Origin of the sequence: Thalassobacillus hwangdonensis (assembly GCF_042675915.1) — a bacterium.
Taxonomy (GTDB): Bacteria; Bacillota; Bacilli; order Bacillales; family Halobacillaceae; genus Thalassobacillus_A; species Thalassobacillus_A hwangdonensis.
This window is the reverse complement of record NZ_JBHTKL010000006.1, coordinates 462,885-479,823: the sequence shown is the minus strand read 5'-3', so window position 1 is coordinate 479,823 and position 16,939 is coordinate 462,885. Positions and strand designations below refer to the sequence as shown.

General features: G+C 44.8%; 17 protein-coding genes. 12 read left to right on the top strand and 5 right to left on the bottom strand.

Features of this window, described 5'->3' with window-relative positions; genetic code table 11:
• The first annotated feature begins 46 nt into the window (after positions 1 to 46).
• The 4 genes from ACFQ2J_RS17990 to ACFQ2J_RS17975 all read left to right on the top strand — a co-directional run bounded on the left by ACFQ2J_RS17990 (position 47) and on the right by ACFQ2J_RS17975 (position 2,437).
• Complete coding sequence (locus ACFQ2J_RS17990) at positions 47 to 1,024, top strand: processed acidic surface protein (protein WP_386063905.1); 978 nt, start codon at positions 47 to 49, stop codon at positions 1,022 to 1,024.
• Between the two features lie 3 nt (positions 1,025 to 1,027).
• The gene (locus tag ACFQ2J_RS17985; RefSeq protein ID WP_386063903.1) at positions 1,028 to 1,672 is read left to right on the top strand and encodes a class D sortase; all 645 of its coding nucleotides are present in this window, start codon (positions 1,028 to 1,030) and stop codon (positions 1,670 to 1,672) included.
• 167 nt (positions 1,673 to 1,839) lie between these two features.
• Positions 1,840 to 2,013, top strand: a complete 174-nt coding sequence (locus ACFQ2J_RS17980) for a hypothetical protein (RefSeq protein WP_386063901.1) — start codon at positions 1,840 to 1,842, stop codon at positions 2,011 to 2,013.
• A gap of 172 nt (positions 2,014 to 2,185) precedes the next feature.
• The gene (locus tag ACFQ2J_RS17975; RefSeq protein ID WP_386063898.1) at positions 2,186 to 2,437 is read left to right on the top strand and encodes a hypothetical protein; all 252 of its coding nucleotides are present in this window, start codon (positions 2,186 to 2,188) and stop codon (positions 2,435 to 2,437) included.
• 162 nt (positions 2,438 to 2,599) lie between these two features.
• Here ACFQ2J_RS17975 and ACFQ2J_RS17970 read toward each other — a convergent pair whose 3' ends face one another.
• Complete coding sequence (locus tag ACFQ2J_RS17970) at positions 2,600 to 3,580, bottom strand: sodium:calcium antiporter (protein WP_386063895.1); 981 nt, start codon at positions 3,578 to 3,580, stop codon at positions 2,600 to 2,602.
• Between the two features lie 192 nt (positions 3,581 to 3,772).
• A complete protein-coding gene (locus ACFQ2J_RS17965) occupies positions 3,773 to 4,414 on the bottom strand; it encodes a glycosyltransferase (RefSeq protein WP_386063892.1) in 642 nt (213 codons plus the stop codon).
• Positions 4,415 to 4,836: 422 nt separating this feature from the next.
• On the opposite strand from ACFQ2J_RS17965, the gene betA reads away from it, so the two are divergent.
• From betA to ACFQ2J_RS17940, 5 genes are all read left to right on the top strand, one after another.
• On the top strand, positions 4,837 to 6,522 hold the full coding sequence (gene betA, locus ACFQ2J_RS17960) for a choline dehydrogenase (protein ID WP_386063889.1): 1,686 nt from the start codon (positions 4,837 to 4,839) through the stop codon (positions 6,520 to 6,522).
• A gap of 75 nt (positions 6,523 to 6,597) precedes the next feature.
• Entirely contained in the window at positions 6,598 to 8,070 is a 1,473-nt protein-coding gene (gene betB, locus ACFQ2J_RS17955; RefSeq protein WP_386063886.1) for a betaine-aldehyde dehydrogenase, read from the top strand.
• Positions 8,071 to 8,252: 182 nt separating this feature from the next.
• Positions 8,253 to 9,710, top strand: coding sequence for a 23S rRNA (uracil(1939)-C(5))-methyltransferase RlmD (gene rlmD / locus ACFQ2J_RS17950; protein WP_386063883.1), 1,458 nt, complete (start codon positions 8,253 to 8,255; stop codon positions 9,708 to 9,710).
• Between the two features lie 197 nt (positions 9,711 to 9,907).
• Complete coding sequence (locus tag ACFQ2J_RS17945; RefSeq protein WP_386063880.1) at positions 9,908 to 12,040, top strand: type IA DNA topoisomerase; 2,133 nt, start codon at positions 9,908 to 9,910, stop codon at positions 12,038 to 12,040.
• A gap of 196 nt (positions 12,041 to 12,236) precedes the next feature.
• Entirely contained in the window at positions 12,237 to 12,881 is a 645-nt protein-coding gene (locus ACFQ2J_RS17940; RefSeq protein ID WP_386063877.1) for a 2OG-Fe(II) oxygenase, read from the top strand.
• 58 nt (positions 12,882 to 12,939) lie between these two features.
• Here ACFQ2J_RS17940 and ACFQ2J_RS17935 read toward each other — a convergent pair whose 3' ends face one another.
• Together ACFQ2J_RS17935 and ACFQ2J_RS17930 are read right to left on the bottom strand one after the other, a co-directional pair.
• Positions 12,940 to 13,365 (bottom strand): hypothetical protein, encoded by a 426-nt coding sequence (locus tag ACFQ2J_RS17935; RefSeq protein ID WP_386063874.1) that lies wholly within the window; start codon positions 13,363 to 13,365, stop codon positions 12,940 to 12,942.
• Positions 13,366 to 13,487: 122 nt separating this feature from the next.
• Positions 13,488 to 13,700 (bottom strand): hypothetical protein, encoded by a 213-nt coding sequence (locus tag ACFQ2J_RS17930; RefSeq protein WP_386063872.1) that lies wholly within the window; start codon positions 13,698 to 13,700, stop codon positions 13,488 to 13,490.
• A gap of 120 nt (positions 13,701 to 13,820) precedes the next feature.
• On the opposite strand from ACFQ2J_RS17930, the gene ACFQ2J_RS17925 reads away from it, so the two are divergent.
• The 3 genes from ACFQ2J_RS17925 to ACFQ2J_RS17915 all read left to right on the top strand — a co-directional run bounded on the left by ACFQ2J_RS17925 (position 13,821) and on the right by ACFQ2J_RS17915 (position 16,370).
• Entirely contained in the window at positions 13,821 to 14,525 is a 705-nt protein-coding gene (locus ACFQ2J_RS17925) for a VCBS repeat-containing protein (RefSeq protein ID WP_386063869.1), read from the top strand.
• A 71-nt stretch (positions 14,526 to 14,596) separates the two neighbouring features.
• Positions 14,597 to 15,511 carry a VanW family protein gene (locus ACFQ2J_RS17920; RefSeq protein ID WP_386063866.1) on the top strand — a complete coding sequence of 305 codons (915 nt, stop codon included), beginning with the start codon at positions 14,597 to 14,599 and terminating at the stop codon, positions 15,509 to 15,511.
• A gap of 70 nt (positions 15,512 to 15,581) precedes the next feature.
• A complete protein-coding gene (locus tag ACFQ2J_RS17915; RefSeq protein WP_386063863.1) occupies positions 15,582 to 16,370 on the top strand; it encodes a cupin domain-containing protein in 789 nt (262 codons plus the stop codon).
• A gap of 127 nt (positions 16,371 to 16,497) precedes the next feature.
• Here ACFQ2J_RS17915 and ACFQ2J_RS17910 read toward each other — a convergent pair whose 3' ends face one another.
• A complete protein-coding gene (locus ACFQ2J_RS17910) occupies positions 16,498 to 16,902 on the bottom strand; it encodes a nuclear transport factor 2 family protein (RefSeq protein WP_386063860.1) in 405 nt (134 codons plus the stop codon).
• Between the last annotated feature and the right edge of the window lie 37 nt (positions 16,903 to 16,939).

The window sequence follows — 16,939 nt, the reverse complement described above, 5'->3', positions numbered from 1 at the left end:
GATTATAATTATTCTGTAATTATCAAAACGTAGAGGAAGATGGAAGTTGAAAAAGTTGCTGTTGCTGGGTTTCGCTGTTGTGTTGATGTTAAGTAGTTTTCCAGTTACTAGTTTTGCAGCAATCGATCAAGGAGAATTGGATGCTTATCTTACAGAGCTCCAATGGACAGAGGAAGAGTTGGATACCTATTTATGGGAGAATTACGATTTACAGCTTAATGATTTCGAATCAATGGCCGAGTTGGAAGATTTTCTTGGACCGATCATCACAGATGAGAGTTTGCAAGAATTATTGGATACTTACGGCCTCACCCGTCAGGAGCTGGATGATATTCTAGCTGAATATGGGGAAGCGGTTGAGGATTACACGTTTATAGATGATATTGAATTTTACTTGATTGAAGAGATGGTTGATATTGATTATGAAGATTTGTTCAGTGAGTTCGGACTGACAGAGGAAGAGTTGGAGCGCGTATTCCTTCACCTGGAAAGTCTGGATATCACAGCGATGGAAGCTGAGCTGGATGGCCTTTATGAGCGCCTGATGGCATTCGAGGAATTCGAATCAGCAACAGAGCTGACAGCTGAACAAATTGCTGAATTATTGTCCATCATGCAGCGATTGCTTGCCCTGTTTGAAATGGATGCGGAGTTCTTTTTGGTGAAAGACGGTGGAGAAGAGGCAATCTCCCTTGCGGATCTGCTGAAGATGACAGAGGTGGAAGGCTTCGACCTCAAGGTTGTCCTATACAACCTTCAAGGAGAATTTTTAGCTGATTTCATTTTGACTGGTGAAATGTTCGGCTCGGATTTAATCAAAGAAACAGCCGAGGATCTTCCTGTCGTTGAAAAGGTAGCGGAAACGAAACAAGCTGCAGATAAGCCTGCTGCAGTTGCGAAGACAGTCAAAGGTGGAAAGCTACCGGATACAAATGGAGGATACCTGGCTAACATGCTGCTCGGTTTGGGTGCGATGGGATTCGGTTTCTTGGCGTTCCGTCACTTCCGCAGACAGGGTGCGTAAAAGATGAGGTCAAGGAAACAACGTAAAAGGGGTAAGAAAAGGCTCGTGTTACTATTCGTGAGTATGGGACTGTTGGCTTTCGGGTTATGGTTCACAAGTACGAATGCCTATCCTTTTCTGAAAGGGTACTATCTCTATAAAACCAGTGCGGAACCATCGCTTGAGGCAGAAGAAAAGGAAGTGAGCCTGGCTGTGAAAAAGGCAGCCAGCCGCTCCGAAGATGCTTTGTATACCTCGGCCCCAGAAATAGGAGAGCATATGGGAGAGCTGATCATCCCTAATCTGGATGAAAGTCTACAGATCTACCATGGTACAGATGAAGACGAATTGGAAAAAGGTGTTGGGCATTTCGCAGACAGCGTGATGCCGGGAGAGCAGGATAACACGGTGCTATCCGGCCATCGGGATACTGTGTTCCGGCGGCTTGGTGAGGTCGGAGTAGGGGATGAATTGACCGTCAAAACAGAAGCTGGCAAGTTCACGTACCGGGTAAGGAAAGTGAGGATCGTCGACCAGGATGATCGCACCGTCATTGTTCCTAAACCTAAGGCGACGTTGACGGTGTCTACTTGTTATCCGTTCGATTTCATCGGTTCTGCGCCAGATAGATATATTTTGATAGCGGATTTAATAGAGAGTGAACGTTAAAAACGGCGTGTCCTATGCTGATGCTGGGACCGCCGTTTTTCTGTGGTGATAGATTTGAGAGAATTATTTACTATTACTATATTTAAATAAAGCTTGATTACTTAACAGAAATAAGGTATAAATAAATTATACAAAAGTTATACAATTATTTTAGGGAGACTGATCGAATGTACAGAATCATTAGAGGTTTTAATGACTCAGTCGAAACGCTTAAAGATAGTATTGATCGCAGAGAAAAGATTTTCATGCAATCGAATGACGCTGAACAGGCGGCCGACAAATTAAATAGCATCCTTTTAGAGGGTGAACTTACTTGGAGAGTGGAGAAGTGTGTTTCGTAATCACAATTAACGCTCTCTGATGTACACTGATTAGGATCATCCATTAGGAGTTCGAGCCCGTGCTTGAGTTCTTTTTTTATTTGTTCGATACCTTTTGCACTTAACTTTCTATGTTAAAATGAGTGGTATCTTTACATAGATTCCTGTGATTGATTACCTTAAAGAATTAGCCGTGCTAGCCGCCATCCTGTACATACTCGTAAAGCTGAAAATCGTAAGGCTGAATTCCTTTACCGGGAAGAGTGTGAAGACGACTACGAAACTATCTACTAGTTTTAAAAAAATCAACGGGATCCAATACAATGATTTCCTATTGAAAAAGGACCATAATTACGTGCTGCACTATGACGTGGAGCTTGAAGAAGGTTCACTCGATCTGCTCCTAAGGGGAAAAGGAAAGACGTCATGTTCCAGCAACCGGTGACAGGTCAGATATCGGATTCGTTTTCGTTCACCACCTATAAACGACTGCACCAATTAGAACTTCACGGCGATCATGCCCGGGAAAATGTGAAATCAGATTCGAAAAAATATAATATAAGAAAAAGAGGCATCTCAAATTTTGGGATGCCTCTTTTTCTAGAATTTAAATGATTATATAGCCAACGACAATCAGGTACGTAACCACGGCTACTGCTGAAGGGAGACTATAGGTGAACGTATTCCTCGTCCGGTCTCTTTTCGTAATAAGCATCACTAAGGCAGTCAGGATGAAACCGACAATGGACATATACATTAAGTCGCTGCTGGTGTCCTGCCAAATATCCCCCTTGAGGTAAAACACATCCCCGATGGCAATCACCAATATGTTGAAGACGTTACTTCCAAGAATCGTCCCGATGGCCAGATTGACGTTGGACAGCCTCAACGCTGTATAGACACCCATGGCATCCGGAATGGATGTAGCCAACGCAACCAGTATGCTGCCTACTGTCGACGTACTCATTCCTGTATTTTTCGCGATCGCATCTCCAGTCAGTGAGAGGGCGCTTCCGAACACAAAGATGACGAAAGCAAAAAGAATGAATTTCTTCACAGTCTGCCGAACCGTTGAATCGGTGGTGAGCAATGTGTCAGCCTCTTCTGTAGCCTCTGGTTTCTCTGTTTTGGAAAGGAACCACATACCTCCTATATAAATGAAGGCAATGATAAAACTTATAAGGCCGATGTTCAGTGCAGAAATAGAAAGGTTGGCGGCGAGACCGATTCCCGTGACTGTACAAAGCAGGAGAGCAACCACGCCAGTATAGATGTGCGTATGTGAGACACGAAGAAACAAGCGCTTGTTTCGGAAGTGAAGGTCTAATAGAAATAAAAAGAAGATGTTGAATAATACACTTCCAAGTCCATTACCAACTGCAATGTCGGCGCTCCCGATCAGGCTGGCCGGGATGGTTGCAGTCAGTTCGGGTAAGGACGTGGCTACAGCTAGGAAGATGGTACCGATCAGTACTCCCCCAAGCTTCGTTTGTTTACTGATGGTATCTGCATGCTTGGAAAGTTGAACAGCAGCGAAGGCAGATACAATGGCTGAGACGATAAAAATCATTATATAGATCCAGGTCATATTGGTTATGGACTCCTTAATATGAATTTGCAGATGATAAGTTGAACATATTGAAGAACGTACCCAATACGAGTTGGTTTCACACTTACATAATCCGCCATTAGGAAGAACATTAATGGAAGGGGCTCATAATCTGTAATTTTTTCTGCAACAAAAAAAGCTTTGGCACGCGCCAAAGCTTTTTTATTTTCATCAATTGAATTTATCCGGAAACTGTTTGATCACTCCATCTGCTATAACATCGGACATAAGAATGATATGGGTCATTCCTTCATCAATCGCCGCGATTCTTGCTTCCCAATCTTTCTGCAGGCTTGCAGTCAGGTCATCCGAAACCAATTCAAGATGCATGTATAAAAGTTTTTTCAGTTCGTCTTTTGCCAAATGTGGGTTAGCCTGGCTCAGGAAGACTGCTATGTCATCGGCATTCTTCACCCATTCTTCGTTGAGTTGATCCACCTTGGATTGATCTCCAACTTTAGCTGCATCTACGATTTTGCCGGCAATGACGATATGCTCCTTGAGCAATTCAGTGAGTTCGTTCCCCGCGTCTTCACCGTACACGGGCTTGATTGCATTCCCGATATCCTCCTGATTTTTCAGAAGCCGCTCCAACACCTGCTGTTGATCCTCTGCTCCGGCTGTAGTGGCACTTGTAATATAATTGCTTGTCCACAACACATGGTCGACCCAGAGTCTGCGTAAATCATTGGCAAACTTCACTTCAGCTTCAGTAAGGCTCTGTTTCTCTGTCTCCGCTGCAACATTATTTGGTTCAGTAACCACACCTAGAGAAAGTAATAAAGCTAAACCTAATACAAATACTTTCTTCATAACACCAATCCTTTCCATAGAAATTCCTTCTTATTATGAAAAAGACAGGTCTTTTTATTCCTCTACTATTGAAGGGGAAGGCTCTAGAGGGGTTTCACTGAAGCTCTAAAACTTTTCAACCTGTCGAAAAATCATAAAAAATAGAGAGTCAGCGGTTTACAAAAAAAATTCACCATGGTATATTTAAAACTGTTAAAAACGTTAAATAAAAATTTAACGAAATTAACGAACCGGAAAATAAGTGGCAGATAAGTGTGGTAGCAGCCACTTTCTGGCATTGCTTTTTGTGAGTAAGATCCGGTTTGTTAAGACAATCGTTAGATCAAGTCCTTATTGGAACTAATCATTTTTCATATATCAAATGAATGCTTTTCTAACTTTCATTCATGCATTCAATTCATTACATCATAGGAGGTCATAACATGAGTGAACAATTCGATTATGTCATTATTGGCGGAGGTAGTGCGGGATCCGTAATGGGTGACCGTCTAAGCGCAGATGGGAAGAAGAGTGTCCTTGTATTGGAAGCGGGACGCAGTGACTATGCATGGGATCTATTGATCCAGATGCCGGCAGCATTGCCATTCCCAGCTGGAAAGAGCTTGTACGACTGGAAGTATGAATCTGATCCAGAACCACATATGGGTGGACGTAAAATCAAGCATGCCCGCGGTAAGCTGCTTGGAGGTTCAAGCTCCATCAACGGGATGATCTATCAGCGTGGTAACCCGATGGACTACGAACGTTGGGGAGCAGACGAAGGAATGGAGAACTGGGACTTCGCCCACTGTCTTCCATACTTCAAACGCCTGGAAAATTCATTGGCTGCCGACTCTGATGATGAGTATCGTGGCCATGATGGTCCAATCAAATTGGAACGTGGCCCTGCGAAGAACCCTCTATTCGAAGCGTTCTTCAACTCAGCTGTAGAGGCTGGTTACTCACGTACTCCTGACGTGAACGGTTTTAGACAGGAAGGTTTCGGTCCTTTCGATAAGCACGTGTATAAAGGTAGAAGAATGTCCGCTTCCCGTGCGTACTTGCACCCGGCTATGAAGCGTTCAAATCTTACTGTAAGAACGCGTGCATTCGTTAAGAAAATTGAATTCGATGGTAGAAAAGCAACAGGTGTAGCCTATCACCGAAATGGGAAAGATCATACTGTAACAGCTGGTGAAGTCATCCTTGCCGGCGGTGCGATCAACACGCCACAGATGCTTCAATTGTCTGGTGTTGGTGACGCGAAGCACTTGCGTTCACTAGGTATCGAACCAGTAGTAGATCTTCCTGGTGTAGGGGAAAACCTTCAGGACCACCTGGAAGCATATATCCAATATGGTTGCCCGCAGCCTGTTTCCCAGCAGCCGAACTTGAACAAAGCTCGTATGCCTTGGATCGGCCTGCAGTGGCTTCTTGGACGTAAAGGTCCAGCTGCGACGAACCACTTCGAAGGTGGCGGATTCGTACGTTCCAACGAAGATGTGAAATATCCGAATTTGATGTTCCACTTCCTTCCACTAGCGGTACGTTACGATGGTCAAAAAGCGGAAACGAAACACGGATTCCAGGTACACGTCGGACCTATGTACTCCGATGCACGTGGATCACTGAAAATCCGTTCTACAAACCCTAAAGAACACCCAAGCATGGTGTACAACTATCTATCAACAGAACAGGACAAGCGTGAGTGGATTGAAGCGGTACGTGTAACTAGAAACATCATGAACCAGCCTTCCATGGCGCCGTACAATTCTGGTGAAATCTCTCCTGGTCCTGATGTCCAGACAGATGATGAAATCCTTGAATGGGTTGCGGAAGATGCGGAAACTGCACTACACCCAAGCTGTACAGCGAAAATGGGACCAGAATCTGATCCAATGGCAGTCGTAGATCCGAACTCCATGAAGGTCCACGGCCTTGAGAACGTCAGAGTCGTTGATGCTTCTGCAATGCCTTATGTTACAAACGGAAACATCCATGCACCAGTATTGATGCTTGCAGAAAAAGCAGCCGACCTGATCCTAGGACGTAAACCACTGGACCCGCTTAACCTGGACTTCTATCGTCATGGTGAGCATCCAGCAGATGCAGGTACTGTAAAAGGGTAAAGAATAAGTGGCCTTCCTCTGAAGGCCACTATCCCTGTTTATATAAATCCACACTAAAAAATGGGAGTGAGAGACTTGAATCTGAAACTTAAACAATACATTGATGGTCAATGGGTAGACGCAATCTCTGGTAAGACACGAGACATCATCAATCCTTACAACCAGGAAGTCATTGCAACCGTTCCAGAAGGTGACGAATCCGAGACGAAAAAAGCAATCGCAGCAGCAAGAACCGCGTTTGATAACGGAGAATGGTCTGCTACTCCTGCTACAGAACGTGGAGCGATTGTACGTAAAATTGCTGAACTGATTGAACGAGATAAAGAAGAACTCGCAGAGCTTGAATCTTTGGACACTGGTAAAACAGTAGAAGAAAGCCGCGGAGACATGGACGATATTGCCGGAGTTTTCCGTTACTATGGAGAAATTGCTGATAAAGATGGCGGGGAGCTGATCGATTCTCCAATTCCGAATTCTGTAAGTAAAGTTGTCCGTGAACCTGTCGGTGTCTGCGGTCAGATTACACCGTGGAACTACCCTTTGCTACAGGCATCCTGGAAGCTGGCTCCAGCATTAGCAACAGGTAACACACTGATCATGAAGCCTAGTGAAATTACACCACTAACAACGATCAAAGTATTCGAATTGATGGAAGAAGCAGGCGTTCCTGCTGGTGTCGTCAACCTTGTACTTGGTTCAGGAAGCACGGTTGGTGCAGAACTGTCCACAAGCGAAGATGTCGACCTGATTTCCTTCACAGGCGGAATCGCTACTGGTAAGAAAATCATGCAGGCAGCAAGCTCCAACGTGAAAAAATTGGCGCTTGAGCTTGGCGGGAAAAACCCTAACGTCATTTTTGCAGATGCTGATTTCGACCTTGCCGTCGATCAGGCATTGAACGGCGTATTTTTCCACGCTGGACAGATCTGTTCTGCAGGTACACGAGTGATCGTTGAAGAAAGCATTCACGATGACTTCGTCAAAGCACTTGTCGAGCGCGTGAAGAAATTCAAGCTGGGCAGCGGTTTTGATGAGGATACCCAAATGGGACCACTGATCTCAGCTGAACACCTTGAAAAAGTTGAAAAGTATGTACAGGCTGGTATTGAAGAAGGTGCCGTAGTGGAAGTTGGCGGCAGCCGTCCGGAAGATCCGGAACTGCAAAAAGGATTCTTCTTCCTGCCGACGATCTTCTCAGGCTGTACGACTGACATGACAGTCGTTCAGGAAGAAGGCTTTGGACCTGTCATCACTGTTGAAAAATTCAGCACCGAAGAAGAAGCAGTGAAGCTTGCGAACGACTCCATCTACGGCCTTGCTGGCGGCGTCTTTACGAACGATATCGTAAAAGCAGAACGTTGTGCAGCTAAGATGCGTATGGGAACCGTTTGGATCAATGAATTCAACCTGTACTTCCCACATGCACCATGGGGTGGATTCAAACAGTCCGGTATCGGTCGTGAGCTAGGTAAGCTTGGTATCGAAGAATATACAGAAACAAAGCACATCTTCCAAAACTTGAAACCAGAACAGATCAACTGGTTCTAAAATAGATGAAGTCTAAGATGGCGGGCAAATGCTCGCCATCTTTTTTTGAAGCGAGGGGACGGTTCTCGCGCTTCCATTAGTAGAAGCATCGGAACCGTTCCCTTGCATCTCAAGAATTTTACTACAGACAGCGGGTAGTTTATAATTGGGTGTCAAAGAAGAACTAAAGTAGGGACGTGCCTATGAATAAACGAAAAAATAACAAAAATAGAAATCAAGGAAAGAAGCGGAACCGGACGGACAAGCCATACGGAAAACAGCCTGCTGCGAAAGGCAAGCCGAAAGGAAAGCGACCTTCGAATAAAGGAAGCCAGCAGACGGTAACAACGACTTGTTCAGGATTTACAAGTGACGGTAAAGGTATTGTACAGCTGGATGGTCAAGAGGTCGCAGTAGAGCATTTGCTTCCTGGTGAAAAAGCGGAAATCCTTGTATCCAAAAGCGGGAAATTCGTAAATGCCAAGCTGAAGCGCGTGATCGATGCATCCAAAGACCGCGTCGAGCCACCGTGCGTATATTATTATGCATGTGGCGGCTGTCAGCTGCAGCATATGAGCAATGACAAACAAGAAGACTTCAAGCAGAATGTCGTGGACGAGCTGATGAAGCCTTTCGTGAAGCCTGAACCGATTATGACGATGGAGCATCCGTATGATTACCGCAACAAGAGTCATACGACGTTTGGGTTGAATCAGAAGCGACAGGTGATCGGTGGCCTGTATGCGCAGCATTCGCATGAAATCATTCCAATCGATAAATGTCTTATTCATGACCCGAAATCGGATGAAATCGCCAATACGATCAAAGGAATTCTAAAGTCGTCTAAGATGCAGCCATATAATGAAGATACAGGGCAGGGATTTCTGCGCCACGTACTGATCAAGGTCGGGAAAGTGAGCGGCGAGATCATGGTCGTGCTTGTAGCTGCTTCCCCTGAGTTCAAAGGGAAGAAGAAGTTTGTCCAAACGCTCAGGAACGCCCACCCGGAAATCACGACGATCCTTCTGAATGTAAACACGCGGAGCGACAGTATGGTGCTTGGCGATCAGGAAAAGGTGCTGTTCGGCAAGGGAACAATTACCGATACCTTGTGCGGCCTGAAATTCGAGATTTCAGCCAAGTCCTTCTACCAGATCAATCCGGTCCAGACGGAAAAGCTATACGGTAAGGCGATTGAAATGGCAGAGCTGACCGGCAAGGAAACCGTAGTGGACGCATACTGCGGCATCGGGACGATCGGTTTGATCGCCAGTCGGAGAGCGGGGAAAGTCATCGGGGTAGAGCTGAACAAAGACGCTGTTAAAGATGCCATCCGTAACTCCAAACGTAACGATGTAACCAATGCGAGATTTTATCAAGGTGATGCCGGTGAGTTTATGGTGCAGATGGCAAACCGCGGCGAAAAAGCCGATGTAGTGATTCTCGATCCGCCGAGAAGCGGCAGTGACGAAGCATTTTTATCAAGCGTCGCAAAGCTGAAGCCGAAGCGGGTCGTCTATGTATCCTGTAACCCGGAAACGCAGGCACGGGATATGAAGTATTTGGAGAAAAACGGCTATAAGGTGGAAGAAATCCAGCCGGTCGATATGTTTCCACAGACTTTTCATGTGGAATCAGTCGCAAAATTAGTACGCAAATAGGGAGCGGGCAACCGGTAAACGGTGCCTGCTTTATTTTTGTGTAAACAGATTTTCCCTGCCATTCACTTAGCACGTGTAGTATAATGGGAGATGGGAATGTATGTTCTTTCATTCCTGCACTAGTAATCCTCCATTCAACCCTCTTTTTTTATCCTCTATTTAATTTTCCATCAACCCGTCGAAAGGAGTACGAACACATGGCGAATGTAGTCATCTTAGCGGAAAAGCCCTCGCAGGCAAAAGCATACGCAGAGGCATTCAAGGTCCAGGAAAAGACGAAAACCCATATCAGGCTCCAGCCCGATGATACGTTCCCGGATGGTGCGACCATCACTTGGGGTGTCGGGCATCTGGTAGAACTGAAGGAGCCCCACGATTACAAGCCTGAGTGGAAGAAGTGGAAGCTTGAGCAGCTGCCGATTGTACCGGAACGATTTCTAGAAAAAGTGGCAAAAGGCAAGTGGGAGCAATTCCAGGCAGTCAAAAAGCTGTTTCAACAGGCGGATGTCATCGTCAATGGAGCCGATGTCGATCGCGAAGGCTCGAATATTTTTTACAGTATCCTTCAATTAACTGGTGTAAAAGGTAAGCCGGTTCAGCGTCTTTGGATCAATTCGCTTGAAAAGGATGAAGTGCGGAAAGGCTTCAAAGCGTTGCAGAATAACAAGAAGGATTTGTTGCTGTTTGATGAAGCGAAAGCCAGGCAGATCAGTGACTGGATGGTAGGAATCAATGCCAGCCGGCTGTTTACTTTGCATCTGCAGAAAAAAGGGTATGGAAGCTACCTCACGATTGGACGGGTGCAGTCACCGACGGTTTACTTGATCTATCAACGGCATAAAGAGATTGAAAACTTCAAGCCGGAACCGTTTTATCAAATTGAGGGACTTTTCAACTCACAGGCTGGTACATACAAAGGGCTTGCGGAGATTAAGGAGAAGGATAAAGCGAAGGTGCAGGCCGTACTGGACAAGCATCAGCTGAAAGAGAAGGAAGCTTACACAGGGAGCGTCGATCGGATCGATAAAAAAACGAAGCGGCAGAAGTCTCCGAAGCTGCACTCCCTTTCCACGTTGCAAAGTGTCGCGAACCGGCGTTGGAAATACTCACCGTCACACGTGCTGAAAACGATGCAGAAGCTTTACGAAAAGCGCCTGGTCAGCTATCCGCGTACGGATTGTAATTTTATCACTAACAGTGAGTTTTCCTATTTGGTTAATAATCTCGAAAAGTACAAGCAAGCGATGAATGTGTCATTTACTCCTGCTTCCTTGAAGCCCAATAAACGCTATGTGAACGGCAGTAAAGTACAGGAACACTATGCCATCATTCCTACGAAGTCCGTTCCTACGCAAAAGAAGCTGGAAGGACTTAGTCGTGATGAACGCAATATTTACGAAGAAGTCATGGCGACGACACTTGCGATGTTCCACAAGGATTACGTATATGAGGAAACAACGATTTTCACTCACGTCCATGACCTGCCTTTCAAGTCGACCGGAAAACGAGATGTGGATAGAGGGTGGAAAGAGCTGTTTCCAAAACCGAAGAAGGAGAAAGAGACCGATCTTCCAGGGGTTCAAAAAGGGGAACAGGTTGGTGCCAAGCTTCACATCAAAGAAAGCATGACCCAACCGCCGAAGCCTTACACCGAAGGTCAGCTGATCAACATGATGAAGACATGCGGGAAGCTGGTGGATGACGAAGCCGACGTCGAAATATTGAAGGAAGTCGAAGGGCTTGGAACTGAAGCCACCCGTTCAAGCATCATTGAAACGATCAAGAAACAGAAGTATATCGAAGTGAAAAAGAATACGGTCTCGATTACAGCGAAAGGGATCATGCTTTGTGAAACGATTGAAGGAACACTGTTGTCAAGTCCTGCGATGACTGCGAAGTGGGAATCCTATTTGAAGAAAATCGGAAGTGGTGATGGTTCGAAGCAGCTGTTCATTAAGCAGACCCGACAGTTTATTGAAAAATTGATTCAGGAAGCGCCCGAAGCGATCCAACAGGTCAATGTGAAGACCACCGGAGAAGGTCCAAAGAAGAAGTGGAACGAACCCGTAGCCAAATGTCCAGCCTGCAGCAATGGTTCGATTATCGATCGCTATAAATTCTACGCATGCTCGGGATATAAAGAGGGTTGCAAAGTAACCTTCCCGAAGAGGCTGGCAGGGAAGTCGTTGACACCGAATATGATCAAGACTTTATGCGAGAAGAAACGGACGAAGGTGCTTAAAGGATTCAAAGGAAAGAAGCCGTTCAGCACTGCATTGACACTGGATGAAGAATATAAGATCACCTTTGATTTTGCTAAGAAATCGTAGGTCTGGAAAGCAGTTCATGGTGCATTTGTAAAGTGCAATGAACTGCTTTTTATATTGGAGTAGTCCATTTCAGCTATCATTTGTGAACAATTTTGAAAATTAAAGCAAAAACAGTAAAAAGGTGGTAATCTATTTCTAATACCCTGTCACGTTAAGGGTAGGCGTTGTTATGTTTTAGTTTAAATGGAAGAGGTTGATGAAAAAGGTGACAATGCTAGCGAAAGAAGCTTCAATTTTTGACCACACGGGGAACAGGATCCATACGGACGACCGTGATGTATCCATTATCGCCAGAATGGAAGATCCGATGATTGCTATCCTGGGAAATGTCGTTAGTAATGAGGAATGCGAGGCGCTGATCCGTCTGTCTGAGACGCGGATGAAACGCTCGAAAATCGGTGCAGGCCACCAGGTGAACGAAATGAGAACGAGCAGCAGTACGTTTCTTGATGAAGATGAAATTACGAGCCGCATCGAAAAGCGGATTGCGCAGATCATGAATGTTCCTGTAACGCATGGAGAAGGACTGCACATTCTGAACTATAAACCAGGTCAGGAATATAAAGCACATTTTGATTACTTCAAATCAAAGTCTACTACAATGAATAATCCACGTATCAGTACATTGGTCATCTATTTGAATGACGTGGAAAGTGGTGGAGAAACGTATTTTCCGCATATGAATCTTGCTGTTTCACCGCAAAGAGGCATGGGTGTCTACTTTGAATATTTTTACTCGGACCCATTGGTTAATGAGCGGACGCTCCACGGAGGTTCCCCGGTCATTGAAGGGGAGAAGTGGGCAGCGACGATGTGGGTCAGACGAAAACAGTATCGCTAAGTACACAATACAAATAAAGTGCCAGCTTCCATCATAGAGGTGGAGCTGGCACTTTTTCTTATAGCCGACCTTTTATTAACTTACTGTCCAGTTCGCGTACTTGATCGAATGACTCTCTCAGCTCTTCCGGAACGAGCATCCGCCCGTAATTCCACGCATTCGTCTCGATTTCGTGTTTCAGCTGAGCCACTTCTTCATCCTCGCCATACATCAGTGTCCTCAAATCATGCTTGTGCTTTTTGAATGTCAGGTAGTAGCCGATCTCGTGATAGAGCATGATTTTGATCATATTCTCCGCTGTTTCATTCAGACGGATTTTGTTGAGGTACCCGTTCACTTCAATGTAGTTGAAGCGGATCGTATTGGTCGAAACGTTATAGCTCATCGGAGCAGGAAGGTCGTTTTTGCTTTCAAAATTAATCGATAATTCATTTTCCTCAAGTGTTTGCTGTATGATTTTTTCGATATGCCATATGTATAACATGCGGTTTCATTCATATCCTTTCTTTAGTTTGCGATTATAGTTACTTGAAACTATACCTTCCCTTTCCCTCATTGAAAAGGGGACAAAAGTATAAAAGGTAAAAAGCCTCATAATAGAGGCTTTTAAGGGCGTGGGCAGCGAGGAAATCCATTGATGTCCTGGATCGTATAGACATCATACTGCTTCAAGGCGAATTGCGCCTGGTAAAGGTATTCCATGACAAGTAATTTTCCTTCTGAAATCCCACATAGAACACCTGTTGTTCCCGTCCCATTGACGAATGATACTCCTATAGGCTGACCAAGCAAAAAAGTGACCTTCTGTTGCCAAGGCATGCGCTGACACTCCTTCCGCTTCATTATATCCGCTGAGGCGTAGTGAGGTGCCTGGCAAGGAACATTTGCCCATTCGGTCGCATACGTTATCGCAACAGAAACGTGATGTGGGGGATATGTATGTATCGCAATGGCTATGGAATCGTTGCATTTGCAAGGGGCGATGTGAATGGGGATCTCATACCCGATAATGTTTTCGTAACCGGGTTCAGAGAGTCAGGGGCTGCCATCATTAGAAATATGACACTCGTAATCCAGGATGGTCTTACAGGCGCGTTGTTCCCGATTCCGCTGAATGAAAATATCGGGTATGATCCGTCGATATTTTTAGGGGATTTTACTGGCGACGGCATCAACGATATTTTCCTTTCGATTCAATCGGGTGGAAGTGGAGCGACTACGTACGACTATGTGTATTCTTTTGTCCAGAATACACCGCAGCTGCTGTTCGATTCAGATGTGTATAACGACTTGTTCAAGTATGAAGTGACTTATCTGGACAATTACAAAGTAGAGATAGTAAGCGACAGGAATAAGATGAAGTATCTCATCGATCTTTCACTGAGGGATTCGGAATATCTGAACGAAATTTATGACGCGAACGGTAAGCTGAAAGAGCCGATCAGCGGGTGGGTGGATCCGGTTAGCGGGCTGTATCCTTTCGATTTCAGTGGTGACAATGTCTATGGGCTTTGGGCGTTTCAACAGATTGCCGGAAGATACCACGCCGATTCATTAGGGTATATCCAAAATCGCTTGAAATGGGATGGTACCTCATTTGCACTCGATTATCAGGATTTAGCTATTTTCGGTTCGCAATTTTAGTGAAAAATTGAAGTAGATAAAGCACATGAATTTCATCCTTCTACCCATATTAACGGTAGGAGGATTCGTTTATGAAACTTGCCATCGTAACGTTAAGCTTGCTTTTGACACAGGCCTTTATTCCAGAAGGCGATGTAACCTTGATTCATAAGGGGGAAGAAATAGAGAGGTTCAAACGGAGTGATTTCGAATTGGCCCCACTAGGGGAGCCGTTCCTTGACCCATCAAAAATTCAGCTGCTGATGAAGGAAGTCGATGAAGAAATCACCAAGCATCCGGTCAATGCAAAAATCGCGAAGTCAGGGGAAATCATTCCTGGTTCCGACGGGTACAAACTGTATAAAAAGAAATTCGAAGAAAAATTTTACCGCTCCCTATTTAGTGGGGGAACGGAAAAGGTGAAAGTGCCGAAGCTTCCTGTAGCTCCTAGAGTGGACAGCGAACTGCTTGCAAATATCCGCACCAAGCAAATCGGCCACTACATCACCTATTTCAATTCTAATAATAAGGAACGCACCCACAACATTCAGCTTGCTTCCGATGCGATCGATGGTCATGTTGTGTTTCCAGGTGAAGTTTTTTCCTTTAATAAAGTAGTCGGGAAGCGGACGAAACAGAAGGGGTACAAGAACGCGCCAGTCATTGTCAGGGGAGAAGTGACGGAAGGGATAGGTGGGGGGATTTGTCAGGTTTCCTCTACTTTGTTCAACTCCATCGATAATGCTGGGATCACGATTCTGGAAAGGTATTCTCACAGTAAGCGGGTACCATATGTTCCACCTGGCCGGGATGCGACTGTAAGCTGGTATGGTCCCGATTTCACCTTCAAAAACCAGTACAACCAGCCACTCCTGATCCGCTCGAATGTTTACGGGGGACAGCTCAGCATCACGATTTTTTCTTCTGATGTGATCAATTACGATTCAAAAAACATCCCTGATGCGAGCGATGACTTACCGGAGGAGAAGGAGTTGGAAGAGAACTGATCTTTTGTACGACAAACATTTCCTCTCTTGATGCATAGGATATTCCTATAAATAGGGAGGGATTGAGTTGATGAACCATAATCCTTATATGTATCCATACGGTCATGGAGTAAATAATTATTGGGTAAATCCGTATGCCGGCTATACTAATGCGGGGGTACCCGCCAATCATGGTGCCCCATTTTATCCTGGGTATCACTATGCAAGGACCACAGATTACGGACCGAATCCATATGTGGTGGATATCAATCAAGCGACGATTGATAACAACACCTATCGGACCGCAGTGTGGACGGGAGATCATCTCCAGGTAACTCTGATGAGTATCAATCCTGGAGATGACATCGGTCTTGAAGTACATCCACATGTGGACCAATTTTTACGTATTGAACAGGGGCAGGGAGTAGCCCAAATGGGGCCGACTAAAGATAATTTGAATTTTGAAAGAGAAGTGATGGATGACTCTGCCATCATGATACCTGCTGGAACGTGGCACAATGTCACCAATACTGGTGATACACCATTGAAGCTTTACTCCATTTACGCGCCTCCGAATCATCCATTCGGAACTGTTCATAATACTAAAGCAGATGCGGAAGCAGCTGAGGGGAGCCAGACAGCGGGTCCTGTCGTTTCAGGAAAGACACCGGATGAATGGGTCCGTTACACTGAATTTCTCGTAAATGAAGGGCTGGAAGATGTGAAGCGAGGCATCAATGCGTTGCACATTCTTCAGGAATTCGTCCTGATGGGAGTACTTGTAGGTAAAGGGTATTCACCGGAGGATGCATACGAAACTGTAGAAGAGTGGGAGCGGACTGGAGCGTCTCAGCTTCTTCAGCAAAGTAAAAACTTGTAGGATGTAATAGGTAGAGAATGCAAAGCACCAATTGAAGTAACCACTTTAAAAACGCTTGGATACTATTATCCAAGCGTCCTCTTTTCATATTCTATTTTCTATACAGAATCATTCACGGTAGAAGGAACTAATCCATTTTAATTATATATGTAGTTATATCCTTGATGGTGTTTTTCCCTGCACTTTTAAAAGTATAAACGTTACAAAAAGAGTAGTTGGTGTTATCTTCTGATTGAATCGTACCATTTACAGCTGCTGTCTTACCATGAGTGATCATATTCAGGATATCAACTTCCTTTATTTTTTTAGTGATCCTTTTATCTAACACCGCAGTCACCTCTTTAGTGCCTTGGACAGTAAAATCATTCACAATAGTCCAGCTGATATCTTCGGTGCTATTTTTAATAATAGTAGTGTAATCTTTTGTTGCAAAGGCAGTTATAAACTCCTTAAGAATCTTTTTCTTGGGTGCATTATCACAATCAACAGGACTTGATATTTTAATACCTTTTTCCTCAGAATTTGCTCCCATCCCAATTCCACCCCTTTAACTTGCTAATAACATTATA